The following is a 22,062-nucleotide window of genomic DNA, read 5'->3' on the forward strand; positions in this document are numbered from 1 at the left end:
AAGGGGAATTACCTTTGTATTGCAACATTTCACTAACAACACAGATACTATCCGAAAACAAAAAGAGCTCCTCATATGGGAGCTCTTTTCGTTCAACGGCTAGAAAGCAAAACAACCGAGTTATTCAGTAATCTAACGACCAGAATAATACATACAGATTCGAACACCATCGAACTCACGAATCTCAAATGGGATCTCGTAGATAGACTCCATCACTGATTTTTCAACCACTTCCGAAACCTTACCCGACTTAACCACTTTGCCTTTCTTCATCGCAACAATGTTATCTGAGTAACAAGAAGCGAAGTTGATGTCATGAATCACGATAACGACCGCTTTATTGAACTCATGCGCTAAACGACGCAACGTCTGCATAATTTCGACCGAGTGTTTAATATCAAGATTGTTCAGTGGCTCATCTAAGAACACATAATCCGTATCTTGCGCCACAACCATCGCGATAAACGCCATTTGACGCTGACCGCCACTCAACTCATCAAGGTATTTATTTTGGATGTCAGTAATGCCAAGGTGTTCTAATGCTGTGTCGACAATCTTATGATCTTCGTCTTTCAAGCGACCTTGAGAGTGTGGGAAGCGACCAAAACAGACCAATTCACGAATCGTAAATCGCATATTGATGTTGTTTGATTGTCTTAATACCGCAAGGTGCTTCGCTAGCTCTTTGGTATCCCACTCAGCCAGTAACTTATCGCCAATGACCACTTCACCTGCGTCACTGTCGGTTAAGCGGCTCGCCATTGAAAGCAGTGTACTTTTACCCGCACCATTTGGGCCAATGATAGAAGTCACTTCGCCTTTCGGGAACATAGCACTGGCATCATCAACCACGAGTGACTTGCCATATTTCTTACTTAAACCTGTTAATTTAATCACTACTTACTACCTTTACTGAATTCTGGTGCGTAACAACAAGAACATAAAATACAAACCGCCGACCAAGTTAATGATCACACTCACAGTGGTTTCAAACGCCATCACTTTTTCGATAAACCATTGGCCAGAAACCAATAGCACGATCGCTAACAAGCTGCTTGCGATGATAAGCACACGATGCTGATAAGATCGGAATATCTGGCGAGCTAAGCTTACGGTGATCAGGCCAAAGAACAGCACAGGGCCAACCAGAGCCGTCGACACCGCGACCATCACTGACACAATCACCAAGGTAATCTGAGTCAGTCGCTTGGTATTCACGCCCAAGCTTGTCGCGTTATCAACACCAAGCCAAAGTACGTCAAGCTTAGGCGCCAACAGCCACAGGCCAAGTAAGCTCAAACCCAATGGAATAAGGCTGAGGTAAACCAGTTCGCCTTTCACGTTATTGAAGCTTGCGAACATCACATTCTGCAGCACCGCAAATTCATTGGGATCAATCAACATCGCAAGGAAATTCGCTAAGCTCGAGAATACGCTGCCACATACGATGCCAATCAAAAGCAGTGTGAATACGTTATTTCGCTTGCTCTTAAAGTAGAAATGGAACAGAGCAAACGAGAACAAGATCATCACAGTCACAGACATCGAAAAGTTTGCGATTGAGTCAATTACCCAGAAGCTAGCACTGCCAAACACAAACAGAAGTACCGTTTGTACCAGCATATACAAGCTGTCAAAGCCCAAGATGGATGGGGTTAGAATTCGGTTATTAGTAATGGTTTGGAAAACCAATGACGACGCCGAGATCGCTACCGCCGCCAACACAATCGACAGCAGTTTTGGTAGTCGCAGAGACAAGAAGAACTCGTAGTTATCCCACGTCAGCCCCTGCCCGATGAATAGCGCTGCCATACCCAAAGACGCGATAGCCAGAATCGCAATTTTTACTGAATCACGCATTCGACTTGTCTCTCATGATTAGGTAGATAAAAATCAAGCCACCAAAGATGCTGATTACCATTGAGATTGGAATCTCATAAGGGAAGATGACGATTCGAGCTAACAGGTCACAAGCCAACACCAAGATCACGCCCCAGTAGGCCGTCCAAGGCAGAATCTTCTTCATGTTATCGCCCATCATCAGCGACACGATATTCGGCACGATAAGGCCAAGGAATGGGATAACACCAACGATCATCACCACAGAAGAGGCGCAGATAGCGACCAATGCAACACCAATGAAGACGATCTTCTGGTAATTCAAGCCGATGTTTTTCGCGAAGCTCTCACCGATGCTCGCCGCACTGAACTGGCTCGCAAAGTAGTAAGCCAGCACACAAGCAGGCACTGCGAGATAAAGGATTTCATAGCTGCCCTGCAACACGCTCGCAAAGTTCGCCATCGTCCATGCAGACATAGTTTGTACTAAGTCGTGTTTGTAGGCGATAAATGTGGTCAACGCTGAAACTACGTTTCCGTACATGATGCCAATCAAAGGCACCAATACCGCGTTCTTAAACTTGAGGTGTTGCAGGAAGCGTACCAATAGCATGGTGCCAAACACTGCAAATGCGAAGATAAAGCCTAAGTAGCTCCATTGCGCAGCATTGCCTAGCACGAGAATACCGACTATGTAGCCCAACATCGCACAGTCAATGGTGCCCATCGTCGAAGGCGCGGCAAACTTGTTCTGTACGATTTGTTGCATGATCAAGCCAGAAACACTTAATCCCGCTCCGGCAAGCACGATCGCAAGTAGTCGAGGGATCCGACTAACAATATAAATAGAGTTGGCGTGTTGGTTGCCATTGAAGAAGTCACTAAAACTGATTTCAGCGACTCCAATCATCAATGACGCAACGCATAACACAACAAGAAATACAGCAGCTGCAATGGGTTTCAACATAGAAATAATACTAAAGGTAGGTCTCGGGTAGCCCGTATAAAAAAGTGAAAAAGGGCTTATAAGAACACTCTTATAAGCCCGAAAATCTGATGGTTAATAACTATTGAATCGTACGTTCAATGTCACTAAGCATTCTGTGAATCGCCGTCACACCGCCACCAGCCAGATACCAAGCACTTGAATCAAGGTAAACGATGTTGCCGTGCTGCGCTGCAGGTGTTGCCGCAACCAGTGGGTTATCAAACAGTTGTTGAGCGCGTCCTTCTGATTTGCCAATCGCTTTTTCGCGGTCAAGCACGTAAAGCACTTCAGGTTTTGCATCAGCAATGTATTCAAAAGAGATTAAGTTGCCGTGTGTTCCTTTGATCGGAGCCACGGCTGCACTCTTTGATTCCACGAAACCAAAGTCATCAAAGATGATTGAGAAACGGCTGCCTTTGTTGAACATCGCAATGTTGTTGCCGTTGTTCATTAGCATCATTGCTGAAGTTTCGTCAGACGCTACTTTGTCGTTTACCGCAGTAATAGAAGCTTGAGTTTCTTTAATGATCGCTTCGACTTCAGCTTGCTTACCAAAGATGTCACCTAGCGCGCGCCAGTTTTGCTGAGCATCAGCCCAGTATTCGTCGCCTTCAATAGAGAACATGATGGTCGGAGCAATTTGTGCCAGTTTGTCGTAAACCTTAAGCATGCGGTTTTCCGCGATGATGATGTCAGGCTTCAACATGTAGATAGCTTCAAAGTCAGGTTCGCTTAAAGAGCCTGTATTTGCCGTCGTATCTTTGTACGAAGCTAGGTAATCAGGCAGCAAGCTATGAGGCGCGCCAACTGGCCGCACACCAATTTTATCAAGCACGTCTAAGCTACCGTGGCCTAGAACCACTACTCGCTGTGGTACTTCAGTAAATTGCGCAGTACCTTTTACATGCTCAATGGTGACGGTTTCCGCATGCGCGGTCATCATGAATGATGATGCTAGAACGATGGCAAGCCCGCTCAACAACTGGCGAACTGAATTGATTGTTTTCTTCATGTTTCTTCCTTTGCCATTGAGACAAACCACCACTAATGACAATGAAAGTCACACTACTCATAGACGAGCATGGGGCGTACACAACTGCTAAATAACGATAATTTAAAGTCTGTCATTGAATTGACAACAAACTTGTAACGCAAGTGAGAACTATTATCAATTATATTTGCACTAAATTGGCGACACAACAACTTTATTATTCAGAAACGTAAAAGTGAGTATTCATATTTTGCGTAGTCAGGAGAGGTATTAGGAATCAGAAATAGCAAAAAGACGCGAAGAGGAAAATACTCATCAACCTGAAGAAAAAAACAGCTGGGGAAAGCACCCAAAAACCCTGCAATTACAACGCTGAACCCCAAAATTATGGATTGTAATTTACAATGTAAAGTTCATATATAACAGAGACTTAATCATCACCAAATTAGCTACTCAATTAAACCCACTAATGACAACGAATACGAACAGCTGAAAAGCCAAGCCTCAGTCAGATATCATGGTCAAATCCCTGACCTTCGCTCATTTAACCTTCAGTAAGCGATGACAAATCACCCAAAAATATTTTTTAATTTAATTGAAATTAGGGTTGTAATTTTAAAAACTAGGCGTATAGTTCGCCACCTGGCTCTAATCTATAGAGCTGTTAATGCTAAAGTAAGTCCAAGTTCCACATAGACAGTTCTCGATTCCCTCGTTACACCATCTCTGCGTCAGCTTTCACCCAGATAGTCATTCAATAGCTTTTAAATTCGATCCTACTACCGATCTATCGTCATTTGCTCTTTTGTCAGCGAAGTCAGAATAGATCGAGCACTTAAATACAAATGTAATAAACACAAGGCACAGTTATGTCACGCAGAACAACACGACAAACCCATTGGTACCAACTATCACGCGAAAAAACAGTCAATAAACTAAAAGGTAATAAATGCTCAAGATTAAAATAGACTTACACAAAGAAGAGATTTCATGGGTCACCGAGATTCGACAGCTCAATAGCGATATACTCCACCGCCACATATTGCCCAAGCTACAACATCACAGTTATCTCATCGACTTTGAATTTAATGAACGAGAAAGCATCGGAACTATCGTTTCAGGCAACGGAAACACCCTAGGACATTTCACACTCCTATAGCATTTCCCAAAGGCTACAAAAGAAACACCATCTAGTCCCAAAGATGTAAAAGATGTCACCCTCAATTCGCTCTAGCAGAACAAAATAGAGTAGAAGTAAAACAGATCAGAAACCTAGCCCTTTTTGCATTTCACACGCGGCTAACGCTAGCTAGGTTATCGTGCTTCTATTGAAACCAACTTATATCAAACTCTGAATCACCAATGAGTCATTATCAGTGCATTCATGGACTAATAAGTTAACGGCATCGACCTTAACTTCTGATCAAGAGTATATAAGTGTTCTGCAGCTTGCATGTGTTGAGGGTAATCACTGAATTTCTCGCGATTCTCCTCATTCATCTTACATGTCTCATCCACCAGCATTAACTTCCAATACAGCTTTGTTGTATGCAGCATCGCCAGTAACGGTTTGAACACCTCTTTCTCATAAGCTTGAATCAACTCTTCAATCAACTCGTCACGTTCGTCTTCGCTTGCGATTGAACCCTCGATTGCCGACAACACTTTTTGATACTTCAGGTTTTGTTGCAGCTTATCCATGACCGTTTGGTTTTCTTCCGCTAACTCAACAAGCTTCGACTTAATGATGTTTACCCAATTGGCTTGGCTCAGTACTGCGTCATCAACACTGGTAAAGTCTTCTCGTATTTGTCGTTCAACGTCTTTTTGAGCTTTCTTTAAAACCGCACGCACCTTTTGGAAAGGCAGCTGATACTCCTTACTTAGCTCGATAATCAGTTTATGAAAACCACCGTTTGGAAGGTGTAAGTTTTCCTTAAACGTCGCCATTGCAGCTTCTTGCTGTTCGGTAAGGTGAGTCATTCTGTTTCCTATTCTTTATCACTTATGGTGCTGAGCCCGCGATCATACCACTATTACCCTCGTTTTTTCGGTAACTTGATCAGTTACACCTCGCGATGCCGTTAAATTCTCCCAACCCTTTACCTTTTGCCTAGTTATTAAGCCATATGGCATGAAATGGTAAATCTCTAGCGGTGAAAGTTCGTACATTACGCGCTCAGGGGATATCGCCAGACAGGAGTCGTTACTTATATATGAAAGACAACCGCGAGAAATGAGAAAACAGATGACCTATTCAGAATACAAAGAATCCGATTTGCATAAGTGCGTAAGCGTTGGTGCAGAAGCAATGGTATCCATTGCCAAATTTGCCTTTAAAGCCACTACCCTTTTATTTCGATTTTTCCGCTGGCTTGTCGTATCGGCTTATACCTACGTGATGAAGTAATTCTATATTAGAGTCGTTGTTTTCATTACGACTTATCTAAATACCCCAAAGCGCGCCCTATTAGGTCGCGCTTTTTTTGTGCCCAGTTTTATCCCTAGCTTGATGCCAAAAATCCGAGTGCATTTTATATCGTCAGTGGCGCTAAATGGTAAAACTGACCATCGAATAAAAACCATACTACACCTGTTCCAACGAAACAGACTTCTAACTTATACAGGTACTAAAATGAAAAAGATTGCACTTAAAATTGTAGGACTAACGGTTTTGGCTTCTGCGCTAACTGGTTGTATCGGTAGTAACGCCGTAACAGGGAAAGTGATGAAATTTAACGTTGAAGTTGTCGATAACCGCTATGCTCGTGCAGGTGTAAACTTCTTATTAGCGCCTGTATACGGTATTACTACCGCTGCAGACTATGTCGTATTCAACTCACTTGAATTTTGGACAGGTAAAAACCCTATCAGCGGTTCGCCACACGTATTTGATACAAAAACAGATACACACTTCGAAGTGAACGACGACCTAGACCCAAGCCTGAAAGAAGCCCCTGTAGGCCCAATTTCAAACAATCGCACCATTGAAACGGGTGAGATGATTAAGATTGACGAAAACACAATTCAAATGGACATCGTCTATACCTCTGGTGAAACAGCGACTCTAACGGGCATAAAAGACGGTCAAAACGTTACCTATTACATGGATGGTCAGCTTGTATCGCAAACGACTATTGCTGAATTAGAGAAGATTCAAGGTACTGAAGCTTAAGGTTCATCGCCCACAAAGAGTTCAAACTTAGACAGACTTTGAAGCTCATAAAATAGAACAAGCCCGGCAATTGTCGGGCTTGTTTGTATGTGCTCTATTATTTGTAAATGCTCTATTGGGACTGAGACTGTGCAAGTCGAATGCTCACCAAACTCGCCACCATGATAGCTAAGTAAAAGCTGCCGATAATGGATTCCATAAAAACGAAGAACTGAGCAATAGGCAGAGCTGGTGATATGTCGCCGTAACCAACCGTAGTCAAGGTGATAAAGCTAAAGTACATCGCATTGAACAAGTTTGTCAGCCAGACTTGCTCTTCTAACCCGTTAAAGGCATTCGGAAAGATCTCTAAAATTAACAAGTAGATGGTCGACCAAGCAAACCCTAACAACAAGTAGATACAGATTGAGCCGATGATGTGATTAGGCGTCACCGTTTTTGCTTTCATCACCTGCTTCAACGCTGAGTAAATGTGTGAAAACAAAAACACAGCCAGCGCCGATAGCGTCACTATCGACAGGTTATAACCTTCCAAAAACGAAAACACACCAGACACGAGCGCCGTAATCAATAACAGTCCGTACCAAGAGCGATACAAGGCTCGCTCTTTATGAATACCTGCAATTGAACTCGCCAACGTAATAATGATAAGAAATAGGATTGTTTTTTGGCCTTGCGGATAAAACTGCTGCATCACCGCGCAACCAAAAAACAACACCAACAGTGCATAGAATAAGAAGTAGAAGTTGTCGTCTTTAGAGACTGGCTTCATCTATTTTTCCTCGACCTCTGCAGGTTTTTCCTCAGTTTCTTCTTGGTTTTTCTCTTCAAATCCAAGCCACGCCATCATAAGCTCATAGCTTAAACTCAGTATCACAGCACCGACAAACAGACCGACGATGCCTGACATCGCCATGCCGCCCAGCGCGCCCAATAGAATAACCAACATTGGAATGTGAGAGCCACGGCTCAGCAATACTGGCTTTAAGATAGCGTCACTGCCGCTCACCAAAATACACCACACTAAGAACAAGCTCGCCGCCAGTGTCGATTCAACGCTGAACATGTAGATGATCGCCGGTAATAGAGCGAGAATCGGTGGAAGTTGGATTATCGCAATGAGCAGCACAGCTAGCGCCCAAAACGCAGCTGCTGGAACGCCTGCAATCACCAAACCGATTGCCGACATCATGGATTGAATCACAGCCACACCAATCACACCTTGCACAACGCTTCGCACGGTCGATTTAGAGAGCTCTACCAATTCTTCACCTTTACCGCCCGTTAAACGCGCCACTAGGTGAGTCACACCAGTTTTGCATTTATCCGCATTACTCATGAATGCACCCGCAATGATGGTAGAGATAATAAACTGAATGAAACCACCACCTAACGAGCCAAGAACAGAAGCGGCTTTCGTCGCGAACTGTTTAACTTCGTCTGCATACTTTATGAAAGTGCCTTCAATATTGTTCGAGGCGGCAACCAAGGTTGAATAAACCTTTTCCCCTATTAATGGAATATCTTGTAAAGACTCTTTCGGTTTAGGCAATGACAATGTGCCATCTTGAAGCCCTGTCATCAGGTCTGTCGCGCTGGTGTAGATACCAGAAGAAAGCGCCGCCAAAGGAATAAATAGAAGAATCACACCAATAAAGCTCAGCAATGCACTGGCTTTACCTTTCGACATCCCGGTTTTATTTGAAATTGCGACCGCCACTGGATACAACGCAGTCGCAATGATCGCACCCCATATCACCAAAAGAATGAATGGGCGCAAAATCGAAAAACACCAATACACGAGCATGGCAATCGCTGCGATCTTAATGGCAGCGTCTATCGCCTGTTTTGAAAAATCATCGGTTAACTTCATGAGACGTCCTTGTTAGACAAAATTAAGGCTGATTTTGTAGGAACTTCCAATTCCGTGTTTCTAGGAATAAAGAAGCCAAAATCATATATATGCCAATTAACACTAATTGGAATATGCGTATAAGGGTGTTGCTATCGATATCACCGGAGCTCATCAATGTGCTACCAACAAGTACGAGCAACGTACTAAATGCAGTGGCGAAAATAGGTGCTTTTTCGGGAACCGTGTAGATCTTGGTAGCCATAAGAATGGCAATAAGTCCTATAAACAAAGAATAGAAGACAATGTTGGGTACTATAGAAAGAATTGAAAAAGCAGCAATCGCCAGCAATCCCCCGATACCGTTACTTATCACCAGAAAAGCGCTCAACTTTATCGACTTCTCTGACGTAATCATCAACGATAACAACGCAATGAACATCATTGTCAGCAAAGCTTCAGATATTTGAAAAATAAAGAAAAAGCACACCACTGGATAGGAGATAATCATCGCCCTAAAGGCCGCATACCAACGCTGTTTCTTTTCGAGTGGCGCAGCAGCGAAGCCTGAGAACGCCGATTTTGGCTCAGGGAAAAACACATGCACTAACGCAAAAAGCATGACTGAAACCACACCAGAGGTCGCTAAGCCAGAGGCCAGCATTACTGACACGCCGGGGTTATCAATCGCCATGAATGGCAACATCAAAACCGCAATCAACAGTATGGTGGCAAACAGGTTCCATTTTGGGTCGACAAACAAGTAGTAGCCCCAAAGCATCATTAGCCCCACTAAAATCAGCAATGGGATTGGATAATGGGTAATTCCTCGCGACAGCAATAAACCTAACCCCATTGTCACCACAACGGCCAAGAGCAATTCGTAGACCGTTTCCTTATGGAGATTTGGTTTATCAATTAAGAACTTAGCTGTGAACACTGGCGCCACAAACGCAAGTGGCCAGTTTATCCACGCCGCCAAGAAAACAGCCAACGTGACCCCGACCGTAAATCGCAGGATCCGTTGCTGTGTTTGTTGGTCAGGAATCGGCTTATCGGACATAAGACAATACGCTAATCAAACGAATCCATACCTTGCCTATCGCGTTGAACACAAAGTTATCGCCGCTATAAACAATCACATCCGCTTGGCCACCCACTCGGAGCATGCCTGTCACTTCTTCATTATCAAATTCAATGGTGATAGGAAGCATCTGTGTTTGGCGCAACCAACCCGTTTGTTGGCTAGCTTGCGCAAGCTTACCTGCTTGATCATTTTGCCCCCAATCAACACCCCAATCGATACTACTTACGCGCCCTTTTACCACTTTGCCCGGTGCGAAATCCAATGCCACTTCAACTTCATCACCAACGGCAACATTACCTAGGCTGTTCTCTCGATAATAAGCTTCAATCCAAATATCTTCGGTTGAAACAAAGGTCATGATTGCTTGCCCTGCCGATGCATAAAACCCTTCAGACAGGCTAAAGTTAGAGACACCACCTTGTGTTGGTGCGGTAATCACGGTGCGCTCTAGGTTCAATTGAGCTTGTTCAAGTGCCAGCAACGCCGCTTTCACTTGGCTATTTTCTTCGCCTTCTTTACCCATTTGTTTCTTAGCACGGTCAAGGTCAGCTTCTGCATTCACAACCGCCGCACGAGACGTTGCTAATGCTGCTCGCGCTTTATCTGCATCTGATTTAGAAACGACACCTTTATCGGCCATCTCTAAAACACGCTTAGCTTGCAGTTTGGTATTTTGTCTTTCAACAATGGCTGAGGTGAGTTTCGCTTGTGCTGAAGCAATGCTCGCGGTTTGAGCGCCGACATTTTGGCCTGCAATCTCTAAATTTTGCTCGGCTTGTTGGACGGCTATTTGGTAATCAGACTCGTCTAAAATGGCTAACTTGTCGCCCTGATTAACGAGTTGGTTAGGTTGAACAAGAATATCGAGTACTTTACCCGACACCTCAGGCTTGATTGGAACGATATAACCTTTTACACGAGCATTATCAGTAATAGGAATGATGCGGTCTGAAATAATACTGAAGATCAACATGAACGCCACGAACAACAGTAAGTAGTTGGTGACCTTTCTTACTTTGTCTTTTCCATTTTCTTGCTGGCCAACTTCTTCCTTGGCTTCTTGCGTATTCCCGTTGACTTCTGACATGGGACTCCCTTCTAGATAACTAACATCAACAAAATTAATACTTTAAAAATAAACCCGGCGATGGAAAACTCAAGTAAATAGGGTTAGATTTAGTAAACAAAACGTTGCAAATGATATGCACGTCTAATAATGCAACTATATACAAGGATTGTATGCTCATGACCTCCAGTCATTACCAAGTCCCGGTAATTCAAACGAACTACGCCAAGATTCTGGTTCAGGTGTTTTCTGACTATGGTCTCGATTTACACCTTTTGCTCAAAGATTCAGGTTTACCGCCCGATCTCATTGAATCAGAAAGCGATTTTGTGCCCTCGGAATCAATTAAACGTTTGATTTATCTAACATCCGCACAACTTGGTGTTTCTCGGTTCACCGATATTCTAGGACTCGCATTTCGACGTCGAATCATCCCAAATGTCTTGCATCAATTTACCGAATTCGAAACCATTGGTGATGCACTAAAACAGATCAATTCAATCTTTGCCTATGATTCACCAGGCAGTAGAGTCGAGTTTATTCAAGAACACGGTCAGAACTGGTTTTGCCGTACGTCCCCTGAAGATAATTCCCCTATGTTTCAATGGGGTGAAGCTTTCGCTGTTATTTATATCATTGAATTAATAACCATTTTATCTCAGTCGCCATGGTTACCGACTAAGGTTCGCTTGCAAGGTAATGACATCGATGTCGTCAAAACACTGGTATCAAGTAACTGCCAACTGTTTGTTGATCATTCGTCGACTGCTGTGCTGATTCCTGAAGAGATCTTACAACTCCCAATCCGTCTTACTTCTAAAGAACTCAGTGCAAAACCGACGCTTATTGAGTGGCATACTAGCTTTACCGATAGTATTTATGAGCTTCTAAAACCGTACATGAAAGAACAAGACCTCTCTCTTGAAGAGGCGGCAGAGCTACTCAACTTTTCAGTGCGAACGTTCCAACGCAAACTCAAGAACGAAAACACCACTTATCGAAAGATCAAAGAGAACCTGATGTTTTCTGTGGCTTGCGAACTGATGGAAGAAGGCCACACCCTGACCTACATTTCTAGCCAGCTCGGTTACACCAACATCTCGCATTTTTCTCGTGCGTTTAAGCGTGTGTCTGGCCTTACTCCGAAGATTTACCAACGCTCAATCTCGGCTTAGATACCACTCTCACAGATTAGCTAAGTGCGACCAACTCTTAGCCAAGCGCTATGGAGGTCGCACAGCCTGAGCTAGAGCTACACACTCTATTTCGCCCGTTACCTTTAGCGCGGTAAAGTGCCTTATCTGCACTGCGATAGGTCGCTTCGGCTTGCGCCTGTATTTCAGACACACCACTGCTCACGGTCAGATTCAATGTAGTCCCTTTGGTAATCACTTCTTTCAATCGATACATCGCCTCAAACGCTTCTGCCAAATTGGTTTCAGGCATCAAGATAGCGAACTCTTCTCCGCCTACTCGCGCGACGATGTCAGTGTCTCGACTATTGTTTCTCAACAGTTCTGCGACCTCTTTCAGCGCGGAATCACCTTGGTCATGACCGTGATTATCATTGATGGCCTTGAAGTGATCTAAATCGATCAACGCCAAACAGGAATGCGTGTAACCATAACGCTCTGCCAGATTTGAATAATGTTTTAAGTCGTTATCAAAACGGCGTCGATTCCAGCACCCTGTCAGTGAATCCGTTTCCACCAGCATTCTTAATCGACGCTCCAATATCTTGCGTCGGCTAATATCCGTAAAGGTCACCACGTACTTATTATTGTGCGGCAGGATTTCGGTTAGCTTTTCCACCACAACGTTTACGGTAAACTGCTCACCAAGTCGACTTACACCACTCAACTCACCTTTCCATCTCTGGTTTTCTTTAAGTGAGCGAGTAATGGTCGCAATTAGACTGCTGTTATTCATAAAACAGAGATCAGAAATCGGACGAGATTCGACTTGGTCAAAGGCATAACCTGAAACCCGAGAGAACTGTTGATTGACTTGTATGACCCTCAATTGACTATCGAGGACGATAAAACCTGCGACACCATCAATGATCGCTTCCGACAAGTTATTCTTACTTTGAGCCATTTCATGTCGATAAAGGCGTGCGGTAATCAGAGTGCTAAGTAAAAACAACGCACACACCGAAAAAACCATGGCTGACGTAGAAGCAATACTCAGCAACCACAAGCTAAATGCCATATTGAGGACAAGTGCAGACACCACGTATAGCGGCATTTTTCGGTCATAACTTAACTTGTTCATAGTTTGCTCTGGTGATGGGCGAATGACTATGATGGCTAAGTTTTGATTAAGATATTTACCATTTTACGACACATACAAATTCAAATTATATGGGTACTTTGAAGATCAACAACTTATGCTAATTATTGAGTAAGAAGAGCAAACTACCACCGCTGAGTGAGCTGCCATAATTGAAGTTAATCCCGACACCGAAGTTATCAAAAAAGTAAGAGTCATAAGGGACATCGAACACCAACCCAGCGCCGAATTCATAGTAATAGTGTGTGTCTAAAGGATCCGTTAAATCCCCCGCTATATCGATTCTTCTAAAGTTATAGTGGACCTGAGGGTTGTTTAACGACCAAGCATCGAGCGCGACATTTTGCCTAAACTCTAGTTCATTAATAAATCGCATCCCTTCAGGGTTACCGATATCACCATCGTTCGCTTCACCCCATCCAGTGCCATAGAAATAACGCACTCTAGAAGAGACATTCCAGCTTCCCCACTCTTGCTTCTTTAAATACTTGAGTTTGACCGACGGCTCACCTATCAATGCCCATGCTGAGGTATTTAGCGCGTAGCCGTCTAGCTGAGACTGAAATGCTTGAGAGTAACTGTTGTTGTATTCGTATTTATTGCGGTAATAGAGCAAGTGGGTGCCTAAGCCATACGCGATAGACCAGTGCTGGTTGAGATGATTTTGAACCCCGAAAAAGCCATACAGGCCCAACACTGAGTCTTTATTCGGATTCACACGACGGTCAGAGGTCACTTCCGGTGAGATTTCAATATCCTGTTCAGAAAGCGCATAAGACCCTCGCACCGACCAAATAAGGTCAAGATCAGGATCATCGGTGTTAATCACGGAAGAATAAGGAATGGAGCCCACACTCACTTGGCTTCGAGTATCGATGGTTTTATCGGAGCCAAAACCATTGTCGTTCAAATTGATAAATGAATTTGGGTCAAAATCAACAAAGCCAATAGAAACCGCATCACTGTCAGTCAACGCTATAGAAGCCGAGAATATCTTCTCTAAACGATTTTGAATCGCTTCATTTGAGGCATAGGCCGAGGATGAAAAAAGGCCAGTTAAGATCAGAGCAATAGAAGAGGAATACAGCGATTGGGGTGAAAGCATTAAGTTGACTCCATTCAAACTTATGCTTCAAGTGTAATTGGTAACTTAACTATTTCAATCAGAGAGTTAACGGTGTGGTTGATACTGCTCTCAGTTCCAACTGCAAGAGCGTTGCCAAATCAATGGATCCCCAAAGCTCTTCTACGTCTTGGATTCTAAAATGAATAATCATATGCGCCTCTGTCTAAATTGGAGTCTTATATTGGATCATTCTTAAAACCCTTACTTACCATAATACGCCAAGCCGACTTTAAGACCTGTTTCGCATATAAAAGAATAAGCGTTTGAAAATTATAAGATTAACTCCTAAGTTTTTTATAACCCTTTACTCAGGAAGAAGTAGATGAGCAATATAGAAAAAGTATATGGATTTAATACGCCCCAACGACTCTTTGTCGGATACACGCTTGCGGTACTCGTCGATTTAACGGTTCTTAATTTTTTTGATGAATACTGGGACTTCGTCAATATCGAGTCATTCACCATCTCATTTGCAGCTGCGATTTTGCTTCAACTCCTACTCAAATTGTCTATAGGCTTAGAACATAAGCTGGCAGATTACTTCAAATCTAAACCGGGGACTGCGCCTAAGATTTATCGCGGTTTATCCAGTTACGTGATTCTGGTGGGCTCTAAGTTTGTGATGTTGGAAGCCATTAATATCTTATTTGGCGACAAGGTAGATTTCACAGGCCCTTGGAATGGTGTGGTGGCGTTCTTCGCTGTGGTATTCACGATTTTGGTCGCAGAGATTGTTGTTTCAAAGATCTACTTCGCACTTGATGACACGCCCAAAGCCGAAAAAGCATAGTCGCTTTTGACACACACCTAAGACGAAAAAGTGAGCCTATCAAGGCTCACTTTTTACATATATTCTTTACGTTTCAGCGATTAACAAGCAGAGAAGTTAGATAAAGACTCTCGCTCTAATACCGAATACCCAAGCGCTGCTTTCATTGGAGAATGCAGGATCTTTGATGTATTGAATATCAGGTGTCACTTGGATGAAATCGTTGAGTTGCATGTTGTAGTAGATCTCCGCTGTCCATTGCTCTGTGCTACCGCTTATTGCTTTCGCATCAGCTGCAAAAGAGTCACCATTCACTTCCGCCCAGTTTAGCGCTACACCAAGGTTGTTGGTCGGCTTTCCTAATCCAAAGTACCCCATACCAACAGAAATCGATTTATCGTAAAGGGCAACATCCCCTTCTGAGAAACCACCACGAACAAACGGCATCACTTGATCAGTCATGAACTGACTCCATGAGAAGTTAACGCCCGAGCCACCTTCCGCAGCAAGGCTATTACTATGACGAGTATCGTCACCAAAGTCCCAAAAAGTCACATGAAAGTTATCGGTATAGATCTGCTCTCGCGAAGCCGTCCAACCTAATTCCAGTGTGGTGAAGTAAGACGCATCGCTACCGAAGGCAGTATCAAAGCCATCAAAAATATCATCTGACTGACCATTTGCATCCGCGATACCACCGACCACATAAAAGTTCTCGCCCAACATATGACCAGCAGAAAGGGCAAGTACACCATCATCAGGTAAGCCCATCGCACCAGAGCCTGTCGAGAATACCAAATTAGTAAAACCAGACCACGGGCTTGCTAGAGCGTAAACATCGGCGTAGTTCGTTACATCCTGCCAACCAACAACAATAGTGCCTTTGCCATCGTTGATTTTTTGCTTCCAATTTAAGTCCGTAACACGAAACCCTTGGTCACTGTATGCAGGGCCAATTGAACCGACATAGCCAAGTGGGCCGAATGAATAGTCTTTTGGCGCAGTATCACCATAGGCATGCCTATGTTCCACCTTCCAAACTAAGCTACCTGAGTTCTGTGTGTCCTTTCCCAATAGATGCCATGAACCGTATAATCGTGCCACACCCGACGATGCATCAACGCTATCGCCGCCAACCCCATCTCCTGAGGTCAGCCCCAAAGCAAAGTAATCCGCACCAAATGTAAAACCATCTTCAGCTAATGACTCCCTCCAAGATTTCTTTAGTGCTTTCTGCTCTGCAATTGTATTTTCAACAGAATCTGGGCCTTCAAAGTTAGCGCCGTAAACAACGCCGCTCATTGGGCTAGCCGCCATCACAATTGCGATACTTATTTTAGAGAATCTTGAGTTCATCATGTCACCAGTGCTTTTTAAGTTAGTTTTATTTTAGTTATTACTCACATTGAAAATTGTCATTTGATGACACTGGGTGATTTAAATACTTCCAACATGAGATTGGAGCGCACTAGATGCGCTAGTTTAAGGTTGATACTGCTCTATACCGTCCGCTTTCATCGCATAGACCGACTGCACGTTGGCTGCGCCGTCAGAGTAATTCACATTTTCTTTCGATTGATGCCCTGTTAACTCACCTTCAACCCAAACTGGCGTCATTAAGCTCACCAATTCAATGCCTTGAGGGTAATCTATCAGCACCAATTGATTCGCTGGAGGTGGTGGTGTGTGGATACAAGCTCCTGCAGAAGGCACTAAGAAGAACTTAGTAACTTTAGTTCCGTCCATTTCAATCGGAGTGATATAGCCAGGGATTCGATGTTTACTACCTACTACCCCTGTATTGGGTTTCGAACCTAACGCTTCTCTTTGCTTCATAATCTGTTCGCGAGCTACAAATAACGCTTCAACATCCACGTCCTGCTTTTTGAGCCTTTCTGTTACTTCCACTATTTCCTGTTTTGCTTCGTCACTTGCGACAAAACCGTCTTCAGTTTGCGCGTCTTTAAAGCGAGCAATGGTCGCCATATCAAACATCTGATTCCGATCAAGCTTTTGAAATGGGTCTTCTATCAACTCCATGCTTGGAACTAGCTCGTCCCAGTATGTAACCTTCACTTCGTTAGCTAGTGATGGAAACGACAAACAACACAATACAAACAGCGAAAAAATTGGCTTCAAAATAACCATGAAACTTTACCTCACAAAAACATCGTTAAGCTAAGTTAGGTAGAGGAGACACTCCCCTACCTAACTATTAAACATCAAGCCAAAGATTACATTTCGTTGCGGTATACAACGCCATCTTTCATTACCAATTTAATCGTATCGATAGTTTTGTATTCAGGATCAGCGTCAAACCACTCGGTGGTCGCACCTAATACCTTCATGTCTTCCAATGGGTTACCATCTACTAATAAAATATCTGCAACGGCACCTTTTTCGATAACACCTAACTTACCTTGGGTTGTGCCTCTAGGACCTGACATCGCTAACATTTCACCAGCTGTAGAAGTCATTTGTTTCAGCACTTCGAAGTTGCTTCCAAACGCTTCTGTTCTCCAGTAAATTTCGTAACGACGAGCTCTCTCGGCATCCGAGTCTGCACCTACATAGTCTGATGCAAAAACAACTTTCACGTTATTTTCAAGTAGGCGTTTACCGTAGTCACCATACTGCTCTTGAAGCTGAGCAACCATCGGCAGTTTTTCTGCAGGCATAAGTGGATTCTTTGCTAGATCTGGTGATAGTCCCCACATCTGTGGAACAACGTATCCGCCCTCTTTTGCAATTCTCTTCATCGTGTCGTCATTAATAAAGAACCCGTGCTCGAAGGTTTTTACGCCACAATCAAGCAGACGATTTACCGAGCGATCATTGAATGTATGCGCAGCAACATAAGTGTTCCAATCTTTTGCTGCTTCAACGATGGCACAGGTTTCGTCTACCGAGTATTGAGTTGTATCAATCGGGTCAAATCGAGATGAACCACCACCACCGGCCATGATCTTTATCTGAGTCGCACCATTACGTAAGTTCAGTCTTGTCGCTTTGAGTACTTCAGGCACACCATCGGCTACAGCGCCAATGCCCATTCTTTCAAAGTTAGAAATATCTCCAACCGAATTAGGCGTGAAACCGGGATCACTTCTATCTCGGAAATCACCGTGACCTGATGTTTGAGAGATAAATGCGCCAGACGGATAAATTCGAGGACCAACGACATTACCACTCTCAATTTCACGTGCCAAACCAAAAGCGGGTCCGCCCATATCACGAACGGTAGTAAAGCCATCATCTAGGTAGCGCTTAGCTACTTGAGTCGCATGAATTGAGATGTCAGTGAGATCTTTGTTGGTTTCGATGTCACCAAAATTATAGTTAATCATGACATGGGCATGGCCATCGATTAAGCCGGGCATCAAAGTCTTGCCCTCGCCATCAATCACTTTAGCTTCACCGGCTTCTATTGGATTTGCGGAGATTTGCTTGATCAGGTTGTCTTCAACCAATACGTGATGGTCTTCGTACAATTTGTTTTCAGTACCATTGAACACATCGACGTTAGTAAATAGCGTTGATGCCGCATTTGCAGAAAGAGCAAATGAACACGAAAGAGCAACAACAGAGAGTTTTAAGCCTGCATTTTTCATTTATACACCTTGATTCCGTTTATGAGTGGAGTCCACTTCCCATAACGATTCCGTAACTACTAATGAGTGTTATGAGGTTTCAAAGGTGTTTTTATTAGCCGCGATAATCACAAAAATCTAATCAAAATTCCGGGAGAAAATCGAGTAAAAACAACTCATCCACATTCAATAACTTAGTAGTGATACTGCCAGTGTTCAAGGTTGATAAATGGCCATTTGGTGACAATAAATAAATCTGCGTGCAGGCTCCTGTTTTTGCTTACCGACGTTAGCTGTGCTCTTTTCGGTACTGTCTTGGCGTCATGTTCATCTGTCGTTTGAACGCTCGGGTAAAGTGGGAAGAATCGGAATACCCCATCTTCGCGCCCACTTGCGTGATCGATAGATCGGACTGCTCTAGCAATTCCAAGATCAGCTCAAGAACCATCTCTTCAATCAAGGTTTTGTAGACCACCCCTTCACTTTCCAACCGACGCTGGATCGTCCTAACATGAATATTCAGAATCTCAGAAGCTAAGCTAATTGGGAGTTTCCCCATCGTGAGATAAGGTTTAATAACAAGCTTAAAAGCGCTCAGGAATGAGCTAGGTAAAGGCTTAGTGAATTCTGATACTTGAGCAATTTTGGGTAAAACAATCGGCGCATGCATGATCTCTCTTGGAATTTCAAAGGCAGTGACCGGTCTATGCGTATAAAACTGAGCACTGCCCATTTGTGGTAGAGATTGAAAGCATTCGAGATCGCCATTCTGAATTCCAACCTCAGACGGCTTCCAACGACCTTGCGTTAATACTGAAAGTAGCTCGTTAATGAAAATAACAGAGAACAGTTCAGCGAACTTAAACCAAGGTGCGTTAGTAAATGGCTTCTCGCGAACCAACCACCACTTGCCTCCGGATTGCTTGGTATAGACATTCGCACCATTGGATACGAGCTTCAGCTGCTCGCCAAATTGGTCTAGCGCGCTTTTCAATGAATCCTGCTGGCTTAGCTTAGCCACAAACCTTGGCACATAGGTTTGCTTACAAAAACTCCACATAAACAGCGAAAACTCTTCTCTCGACGCAGATTCCCCCATAATCTTGACCACGTTCTTAACCGTTGTCTCAGGGAGATAATCGTAATGGTCATTACTGGTGAGAATATCATTAGGGATTTTGGCACTGCGTAACAAGGTGTAGATTTCACCATCGATATGTTTGAACAGTTCCGCAAACAGCTCGACTTCCTTCTTATCTACCACTGTCATTATCTGAGGGGTATTTGGCATCCTTTCCCTTATCTATTCGTTCACGAACTCAAATTATCACCTTCTTTAAGATAGCAGAACAAACGCCGCGTTACCTAGAGTTACTAACCGAATATCTCCGCCAAAATAACGAATAAACAAACGGTTAGTAGCCAAGATCATGTCTAATGACTTGGTAGATTACTGAACGGCTAAGTCCGCTCTGCGTACCCAGAATGCTCGTATATGATCGTAAATCAGATTAAACACAAACGCGTAAATGGTAATAAAAATGGTCACGCCGATATCCATTAAAAATGCCTGCCAAATCCCCACATCAAGTAAGTAAGCCATCACTGGGATCGTCGCTATCAACAAGCCTGCCTCAAATAGCACGACATGAAATACACGTAACTTAAGCGAACGCTGAGATTTTTCACCCGTAAAGTAGCGATCAAAAATGCGGTTAAAACAATAATTCCAAATCATAGCGATTGTCGCGACAACTATCATGGTTCCTGATAAGGCATTCACATCATGATCAGTAAATATCGCTAAGCCAATAATTGATAGTGTGACGGCCAATACTTCAAATAACACAGAGTGAAACACTCTTTCTAACGTACTCATACATTCCTCTAAATAATCTATTACGTGTTGGATTGGTCGAGATTATGTCACCTGAAATAATAAGAGAAAGTTAACAGCCATCACGATTGGTGATAGGCTGAGCGTTATCAACCCATTTGGTATTGAGCGAGATATAACATGTACAGTTTTGAGCAATTAAAAGTCTTCGTCACGGTGTGTGAAAGTGGCTCTTTCTCTGCCGCCGCTCGCAAACTGAAACGAGCTCAATCTGGAGTCAGCCAGTCGATCGCCAACCTAGAAATTGCCATCGACCAAGAGCTGTTTAACCGAGAGAAAAGCATCCCCGTTTTGACCAACACAGGTAAAGCGTTATTACCTGTCGCTAAGTCGATTCTCGACCAACAAAAGTACTTCGACCAAAAAGTAGAATCGCTCACACAAGAAGATGAGCACGAACTGATCATTGCGGTTGATGAAAGCATCATAGATAAGAATTTCATTAAGATCATCAGCTCACTGGCCGATCAGTTCCCAATCACACACTTCGATATTATTACCACCTCAACCTTCGATGTTGAAGACCTGGTGAGACGCGGCAAAGCGCAGATTGGCATCATCTATGCGGATGGTGAACTTAAAGTGGATATGGACTTCTTCTTACTGGGCCAAGCCCGATTTCTTACGGTTAGCTCCGCCACTCACGAACTCAGCCAAATGTCGGTAGTACAAGACTCAGATCTAAAGCGTTACCGCCAATGTGTGCATCGCAGTTCAAAGCAGCGCGAACTGTGGTTCACCTACGGTATTAGTTCAATGCTTTGGTATGCCAACAATCACAAAACGATCATCGATCTCGTTGAACAGAACGTTGGCTGGGCAAATGTGCCTGAAATGATGGTGATGGAAGGCATTCAAAAAGGCGAACTTGTGGCGTTACCTGTCTCACACGAGCATGGTGGTTGGATTACTCCAGTAGGTTGCTTAGTGTCTCGCAGCCATATCAATGGCCCAGTGTTAACAAGTTTACTTGAAAAACTAAAAGGCCACTCATTAGAAAACAATCAATGGCAAGCCAACTAGCCTCCCCCAATTCTTGAGTTCAGCCTATTTCAGCAACTGAATCCTAAGTCAATGACGGTGGTGTTTTCTCCAGCACTACCTCATTTCCGCTTTTAGTGCCGATAATTTTCTTTGTCGTGTGGATAAAACACCCTAGTTGATGTCCCAAAGTGACATAACTACTATGCGATCCCAACAGGTTTGTCTTTTCAAACGAATATAGACAGACCCAAATCGCTCTTTAACACCACTGACCCAACTTCAAATCTCCCAGATAAGCGCTCAGCCTTGCTGTTGCTTGTGTCGGTTTCAAATAGATCACTTTTTGAATATTAATTCGCACCCAGTTTATGAGCGCTCTTTGAGTGCTTTTTTATATCTAAATGAA

21 protein-coding genes are annotated in these 22,062 nt (G+C 43.5%); 5 read left to right on the forward strand and 16 right to left on the reverse strand.

All coding sequences use genetic code 11. The features are described from left to right. Positions 1-132: 132 nt before the first annotated feature. The 4 genes from OCV19_RS19760 to OCV19_RS19775 all read right to left on the reverse strand — a co-directional run bounded on the left by OCV19_RS19760 (position 133) and on the right by OCV19_RS19775 (position 3,839). Positions 133-897 (reverse strand): iron ABC transporter ATP-binding protein, encoded by a 765-nt coding sequence (locus OCV19_RS19760; protein ID WP_017061894.1) that lies wholly within the window; start codon positions 895-897, stop codon positions 133-135. Positions 898-909: 12 nt separating this feature from the next. Then, on the reverse strand, positions 910-1,860 hold the full coding sequence (locus OCV19_RS19765; protein ID WP_048610914.1) for an iron chelate uptake ABC transporter family permease subunit: 951 nt from the start codon (positions 1,858-1,860) through the stop codon (positions 910-912). After that, the gene (locus OCV19_RS19770) at positions 1,853-2,806 is read right to left on the reverse strand and encodes an ABC transporter permease (RefSeq protein ID WP_048606150.1); all 954 of its coding nucleotides are present in this window, start codon (positions 2,804-2,806) and stop codon (positions 1,853-1,855) included. Before OCV19_RS19770 ends, OCV19_RS19765 begins: the two co-directional genes overlap by 8 nt. 100 nt (positions 2,807-2,906) lie before the next feature. Continuing rightward, positions 2,907-3,839 (reverse strand): siderophore ABC transporter substrate-binding protein, encoded by a 933-nt coding sequence (locus OCV19_RS19775; RefSeq protein WP_065676207.1) that lies wholly within the window; start codon positions 3,837-3,839, stop codon positions 2,907-2,909. 928 nt (positions 3,840-4,767) lie between these two features. Here OCV19_RS19775 and OCV19_RS19780 point away from each other — a divergent pair. Beyond that, positions 4,768-4,977, forward strand: coding sequence for a hypothetical protein (locus OCV19_RS19780; protein WP_004731601.1), 210 nt, complete (start codon positions 4,768-4,770; stop codon positions 4,975-4,977). Between the two features lie 230 nt (positions 4,978-5,207). Here OCV19_RS19780 and OCV19_RS19785 read toward each other — a convergent pair whose 3' ends face one another. Further along, entirely contained in the window at positions 5,208-5,801 is a 594-nt protein-coding gene (locus tag OCV19_RS19785; protein ID WP_065676206.1) for a hypothetical protein, read from the reverse strand. Between the two features lie 652 nt (positions 5,802-6,453). Here OCV19_RS19785 and OCV19_RS19790 point away from each other — a divergent pair. Next, positions 6,454-6,993 (forward strand): DUF3332 domain-containing protein, encoded by a 540-nt coding sequence (locus OCV19_RS19790; protein ID WP_052878650.1) that lies wholly within the window; start codon positions 6,454-6,456, stop codon positions 6,991-6,993. Positions 6,994-7,105: 112 nt separating this feature from the next. Here the strand turns inward: OCV19_RS19790 and OCV19_RS19795 are convergent, their stop codons facing one another. Genes OCV19_RS19795 through OCV19_RS19810 form a run of 4 tightly spaced genes read right to left on the reverse strand, consistent with a single transcriptional unit; the run spans position 7,106 to position 11,019 of the window. Continuing rightward, positions 7,106-7,765, reverse strand: a complete 660-nt coding sequence (locus tag OCV19_RS19795; RefSeq protein ID WP_017064414.1) for a potassium channel family protein — start codon at positions 7,763-7,765, stop codon at positions 7,106-7,108. After that, on the reverse strand, positions 7,766-8,866 hold the full coding sequence (locus OCV19_RS19800) for an AI-2E family transporter (RefSeq protein ID WP_065676205.1): 1,101 nt from the start codon (positions 8,864-8,866) through the stop codon (positions 7,766-7,768). Between the two features lie 22 nt (positions 8,867-8,888). Further along, positions 8,889-9,908: a DUF2955 domain-containing protein gene (locus OCV19_RS19805; protein WP_048606138.1), complete on the reverse strand. Its 1,020-nt coding sequence runs from the start codon at positions 9,906-9,908 to the stop codon at positions 8,889-8,891. After that, the gene (locus tag OCV19_RS19810; protein WP_065676204.1) at positions 9,898-11,019 is read right to left on the reverse strand and encodes an HlyD family secretion protein; all 1,122 of its coding nucleotides are present in this window, start codon (positions 11,017-11,019) and stop codon (positions 9,898-9,900) included. Before OCV19_RS19810 ends, OCV19_RS19805 begins: the two co-directional genes overlap by 11 nt. Positions 11,020-11,177: 158 nt before the next feature. Between OCV19_RS19810 and OCV19_RS19815 the strand changes: the two genes are divergently transcribed. Then, the gene (locus OCV19_RS19815) at positions 11,178-12,173 is read left to right on the forward strand and encodes a helix-turn-helix domain-containing protein (protein ID WP_065676203.1); all 996 of its coding nucleotides are present in this window, start codon (positions 11,178-11,180) and stop codon (positions 12,171-12,173) included. Between the two features lie 37 nt (positions 12,174-12,210). Here the strand turns inward: OCV19_RS19815 and OCV19_RS19820 are convergent, their stop codons facing one another. Both OCV19_RS19820 and OCV19_RS19825 read right to left on the reverse strand, forming a co-directional pair. Further along, on the reverse strand, positions 12,211-13,272 hold the full coding sequence (locus OCV19_RS19820; RefSeq protein ID WP_048606132.1) for a sensor domain-containing diguanylate cyclase: 1,062 nt from the start codon (positions 13,270-13,272) through the stop codon (positions 12,211-12,213). A gap of 118 nt (positions 13,273-13,390) precedes the next feature. After that, positions 13,391-14,395 (reverse strand): Solitary outer membrane autotransporter beta-barrel domain, encoded by a 1,005-nt coding sequence (locus OCV19_RS19825; protein WP_065676202.1) that lies wholly within the window; start codon positions 14,393-14,395, stop codon positions 13,391-13,393. 343 nt (positions 14,396-14,738) lie between these two features. Here OCV19_RS19825 and OCV19_RS19830 point away from each other — a divergent pair, with 343 nt between their 5' ends. Continuing rightward, the gene (locus OCV19_RS19830; protein WP_019821783.1) at positions 14,739-15,206 is read left to right on the forward strand and encodes a hypothetical protein; all 468 of its coding nucleotides are present in this window, start codon (positions 14,739-14,741) and stop codon (positions 15,204-15,206) included. Between the two features lie 96 nt (positions 15,207-15,302). On the opposite strand, the gene OCV19_RS19835 is transcribed toward OCV19_RS19830, so the two are convergent. The 5 genes from OCV19_RS19835 to OCV19_RS19855 form a co-directional block, all read right to left on the reverse strand. Continuing rightward, positions 15,303-16,502 (reverse strand): carbohydrate porin, encoded by a 1,200-nt coding sequence (locus OCV19_RS19835; RefSeq protein ID WP_065676241.1) that lies wholly within the window; start codon positions 16,500-16,502, stop codon positions 15,303-15,305. A 165-nt stretch (positions 16,503-16,667) separates the two neighbouring features. Further along, positions 16,668-17,216, reverse strand: coding sequence for a DUF3299 domain-containing protein (locus tag OCV19_RS19840; RefSeq protein WP_420823092.1), 549 nt, complete (start codon positions 17,214-17,216; stop codon positions 16,668-16,670). Positions 17,217-17,419: 203 nt separating this feature from the next. Further along, positions 17,420-18,796, reverse strand: coding sequence for a metal-dependent hydrolase family protein (locus tag OCV19_RS19845; protein ID WP_065676200.1), 1,377 nt, complete (start codon positions 18,794-18,796; stop codon positions 17,420-17,422). A gap of 268 nt (positions 18,797-19,064) precedes the next feature. After that, positions 19,065-20,045 carry a helix-turn-helix transcriptional regulator gene (locus OCV19_RS19850; RefSeq protein WP_083994292.1) on the reverse strand — a complete coding sequence of 327 codons (981 nt, stop codon included), beginning with the start codon at positions 20,043-20,045 and terminating at the stop codon, positions 19,065-19,067. A gap of 180 nt (positions 20,046-20,225) precedes the next feature. After that, positions 20,226-20,654 carry a PACE efflux transporter gene (locus tag OCV19_RS19855; protein ID WP_065676198.1) on the reverse strand — a complete coding sequence of 143 codons (429 nt, stop codon included), beginning with the start codon at positions 20,652-20,654 and terminating at the stop codon, positions 20,226-20,228. A 138-nt stretch (positions 20,655-20,792) separates the two neighbouring features. Here OCV19_RS19855 and OCV19_RS19860 point away from each other — a divergent pair, with 138 nt between their 5' ends. Continuing rightward, on the forward strand, positions 20,793-21,695 hold the full coding sequence (locus tag OCV19_RS19860) for a LysR family transcriptional regulator (RefSeq protein WP_065676197.1): 903 nt from the start codon (positions 20,793-20,795) through the stop codon (positions 21,693-21,695). Positions 21,696-22,062 lie beyond the last annotated feature (367 nt).

Origin of the sequence: Vibrio celticus, from assembly GCF_024347335.1 — a bacterium.
GTDB lineage: Bacteria > Pseudomonadota > Gammaproteobacteria > Enterobacterales > Vibrionaceae > Vibrio > Vibrio celticus.

Coding starts and splice junctions, on each gene's coding strand:
- OCV19_RS19765 (WP_048610914.1), bottom strand. CDS start 1,860: ATGCGTGATTCAGTAAAAATTGCGATTCTGGCTATCGCGTCTTTGGGT.
- OCV19_RS19770 (WP_048606150.1), bottom strand. CDS start 2,806: ATGTTGAAACCCATTGCAGCTGCTGTATTTCTTGTTGTGTTATGCGTT.
- OCV19_RS19775 (WP_065676207.1), bottom strand. CDS start 3,839: ATGAAGAAAACAATCAATTCAGTTCGCCAGTTGTTGAGCGGGCTTGCC.
- OCV19_RS19780 (WP_004731601.1), top strand. CDS start 4,768: ATGCTCAAGATTAAAATAGACTTACACAAAGAAGAGATTTCATGGGTC.
- OCV19_RS19785 (WP_065676206.1), bottom strand. CDS start 5,801: ATGACTCACCTTACCGAACAGCAAGAAGCTGCAATGGCGACGTTTAAG.
- OCV19_RS19790 (WP_052878650.1), top strand. CDS start 6,454: ATGAAAAAGATTGCACTTAAAATTGTAGGACTAACGGTTTTGGCTTCT.
- OCV19_RS19795 (WP_017064414.1), bottom strand. CDS start 7,765: ATGAAGCCAGTCTCTAAAGACGACAACTTCTACTTCTTATTCTATGCA.
- OCV19_RS19800 (WP_065676205.1), bottom strand. CDS start 8,866: ATGAAGTTAACCGATGATTTTTCAAAACAGGCGATAGACGCTGCCATT.
- OCV19_RS19805 (WP_048606138.1), bottom strand. CDS start 9,908: ATGTCCGATAAGCCGATTCCTGACCAACAAACACAGCAACGGATCCTG.
- OCV19_RS19810 (WP_065676204.1), bottom strand. CDS start 11,019: ATGTCAGAAGTCAACGGGAATACGCAAGAAGCCAAGGAAGAAGTTGGC.
- OCV19_RS19815 (WP_065676203.1), top strand. CDS start 11,178: ATGACCTCCAGTCATTACCAAGTCCCGGTAATTCAAACGAACTACGCC.
- OCV19_RS19820 (WP_048606132.1), bottom strand. CDS start 13,272: ATGAACAAGTTAAGTTATGACCGAAAAATGCCGCTATACGTGGTGTCT.
- OCV19_RS19825 (WP_065676202.1), bottom strand. CDS start 14,395: ATGCTTTCACCCCAATCGCTGTATTCCTCTTCTATTGCTCTGATCTTA.
- OCV19_RS19830 (WP_019821783.1), top strand. CDS start 14,739: ATGAGCAATATAGAAAAAGTATATGGATTTAATACGCCCCAACGACTC.
- OCV19_RS19835 (WP_065676241.1), bottom strand. CDS start 16,502: ATGGCGGCTAGCCCAATGAGCGGCGTTGTTTACGGCGCTAACTTTGAA.
- OCV19_RS19845 (WP_065676200.1), bottom strand. CDS start 18,796: ATGAAAAATGCAGGCTTAAAACTCTCTGTTGTTGCTCTTTCGTGTTCA.
- OCV19_RS19850 (WP_083994292.1), bottom strand. CDS start 20,045: ATGACAGTGGTAGATAAGAAGGAAGTCGAGCTGTTTGCGGAACTGTTC.
- OCV19_RS19855 (WP_065676198.1), bottom strand. CDS start 20,654: ATGAGTACGTTAGAAAGAGTGTTTCACTCTGTGTTATTTGAAGTATTG.
- OCV19_RS19860 (WP_065676197.1), top strand. CDS start 20,793: ATGTACAGTTTTGAGCAATTAAAAGTCTTCGTCACGGTGTGTGAAAGT.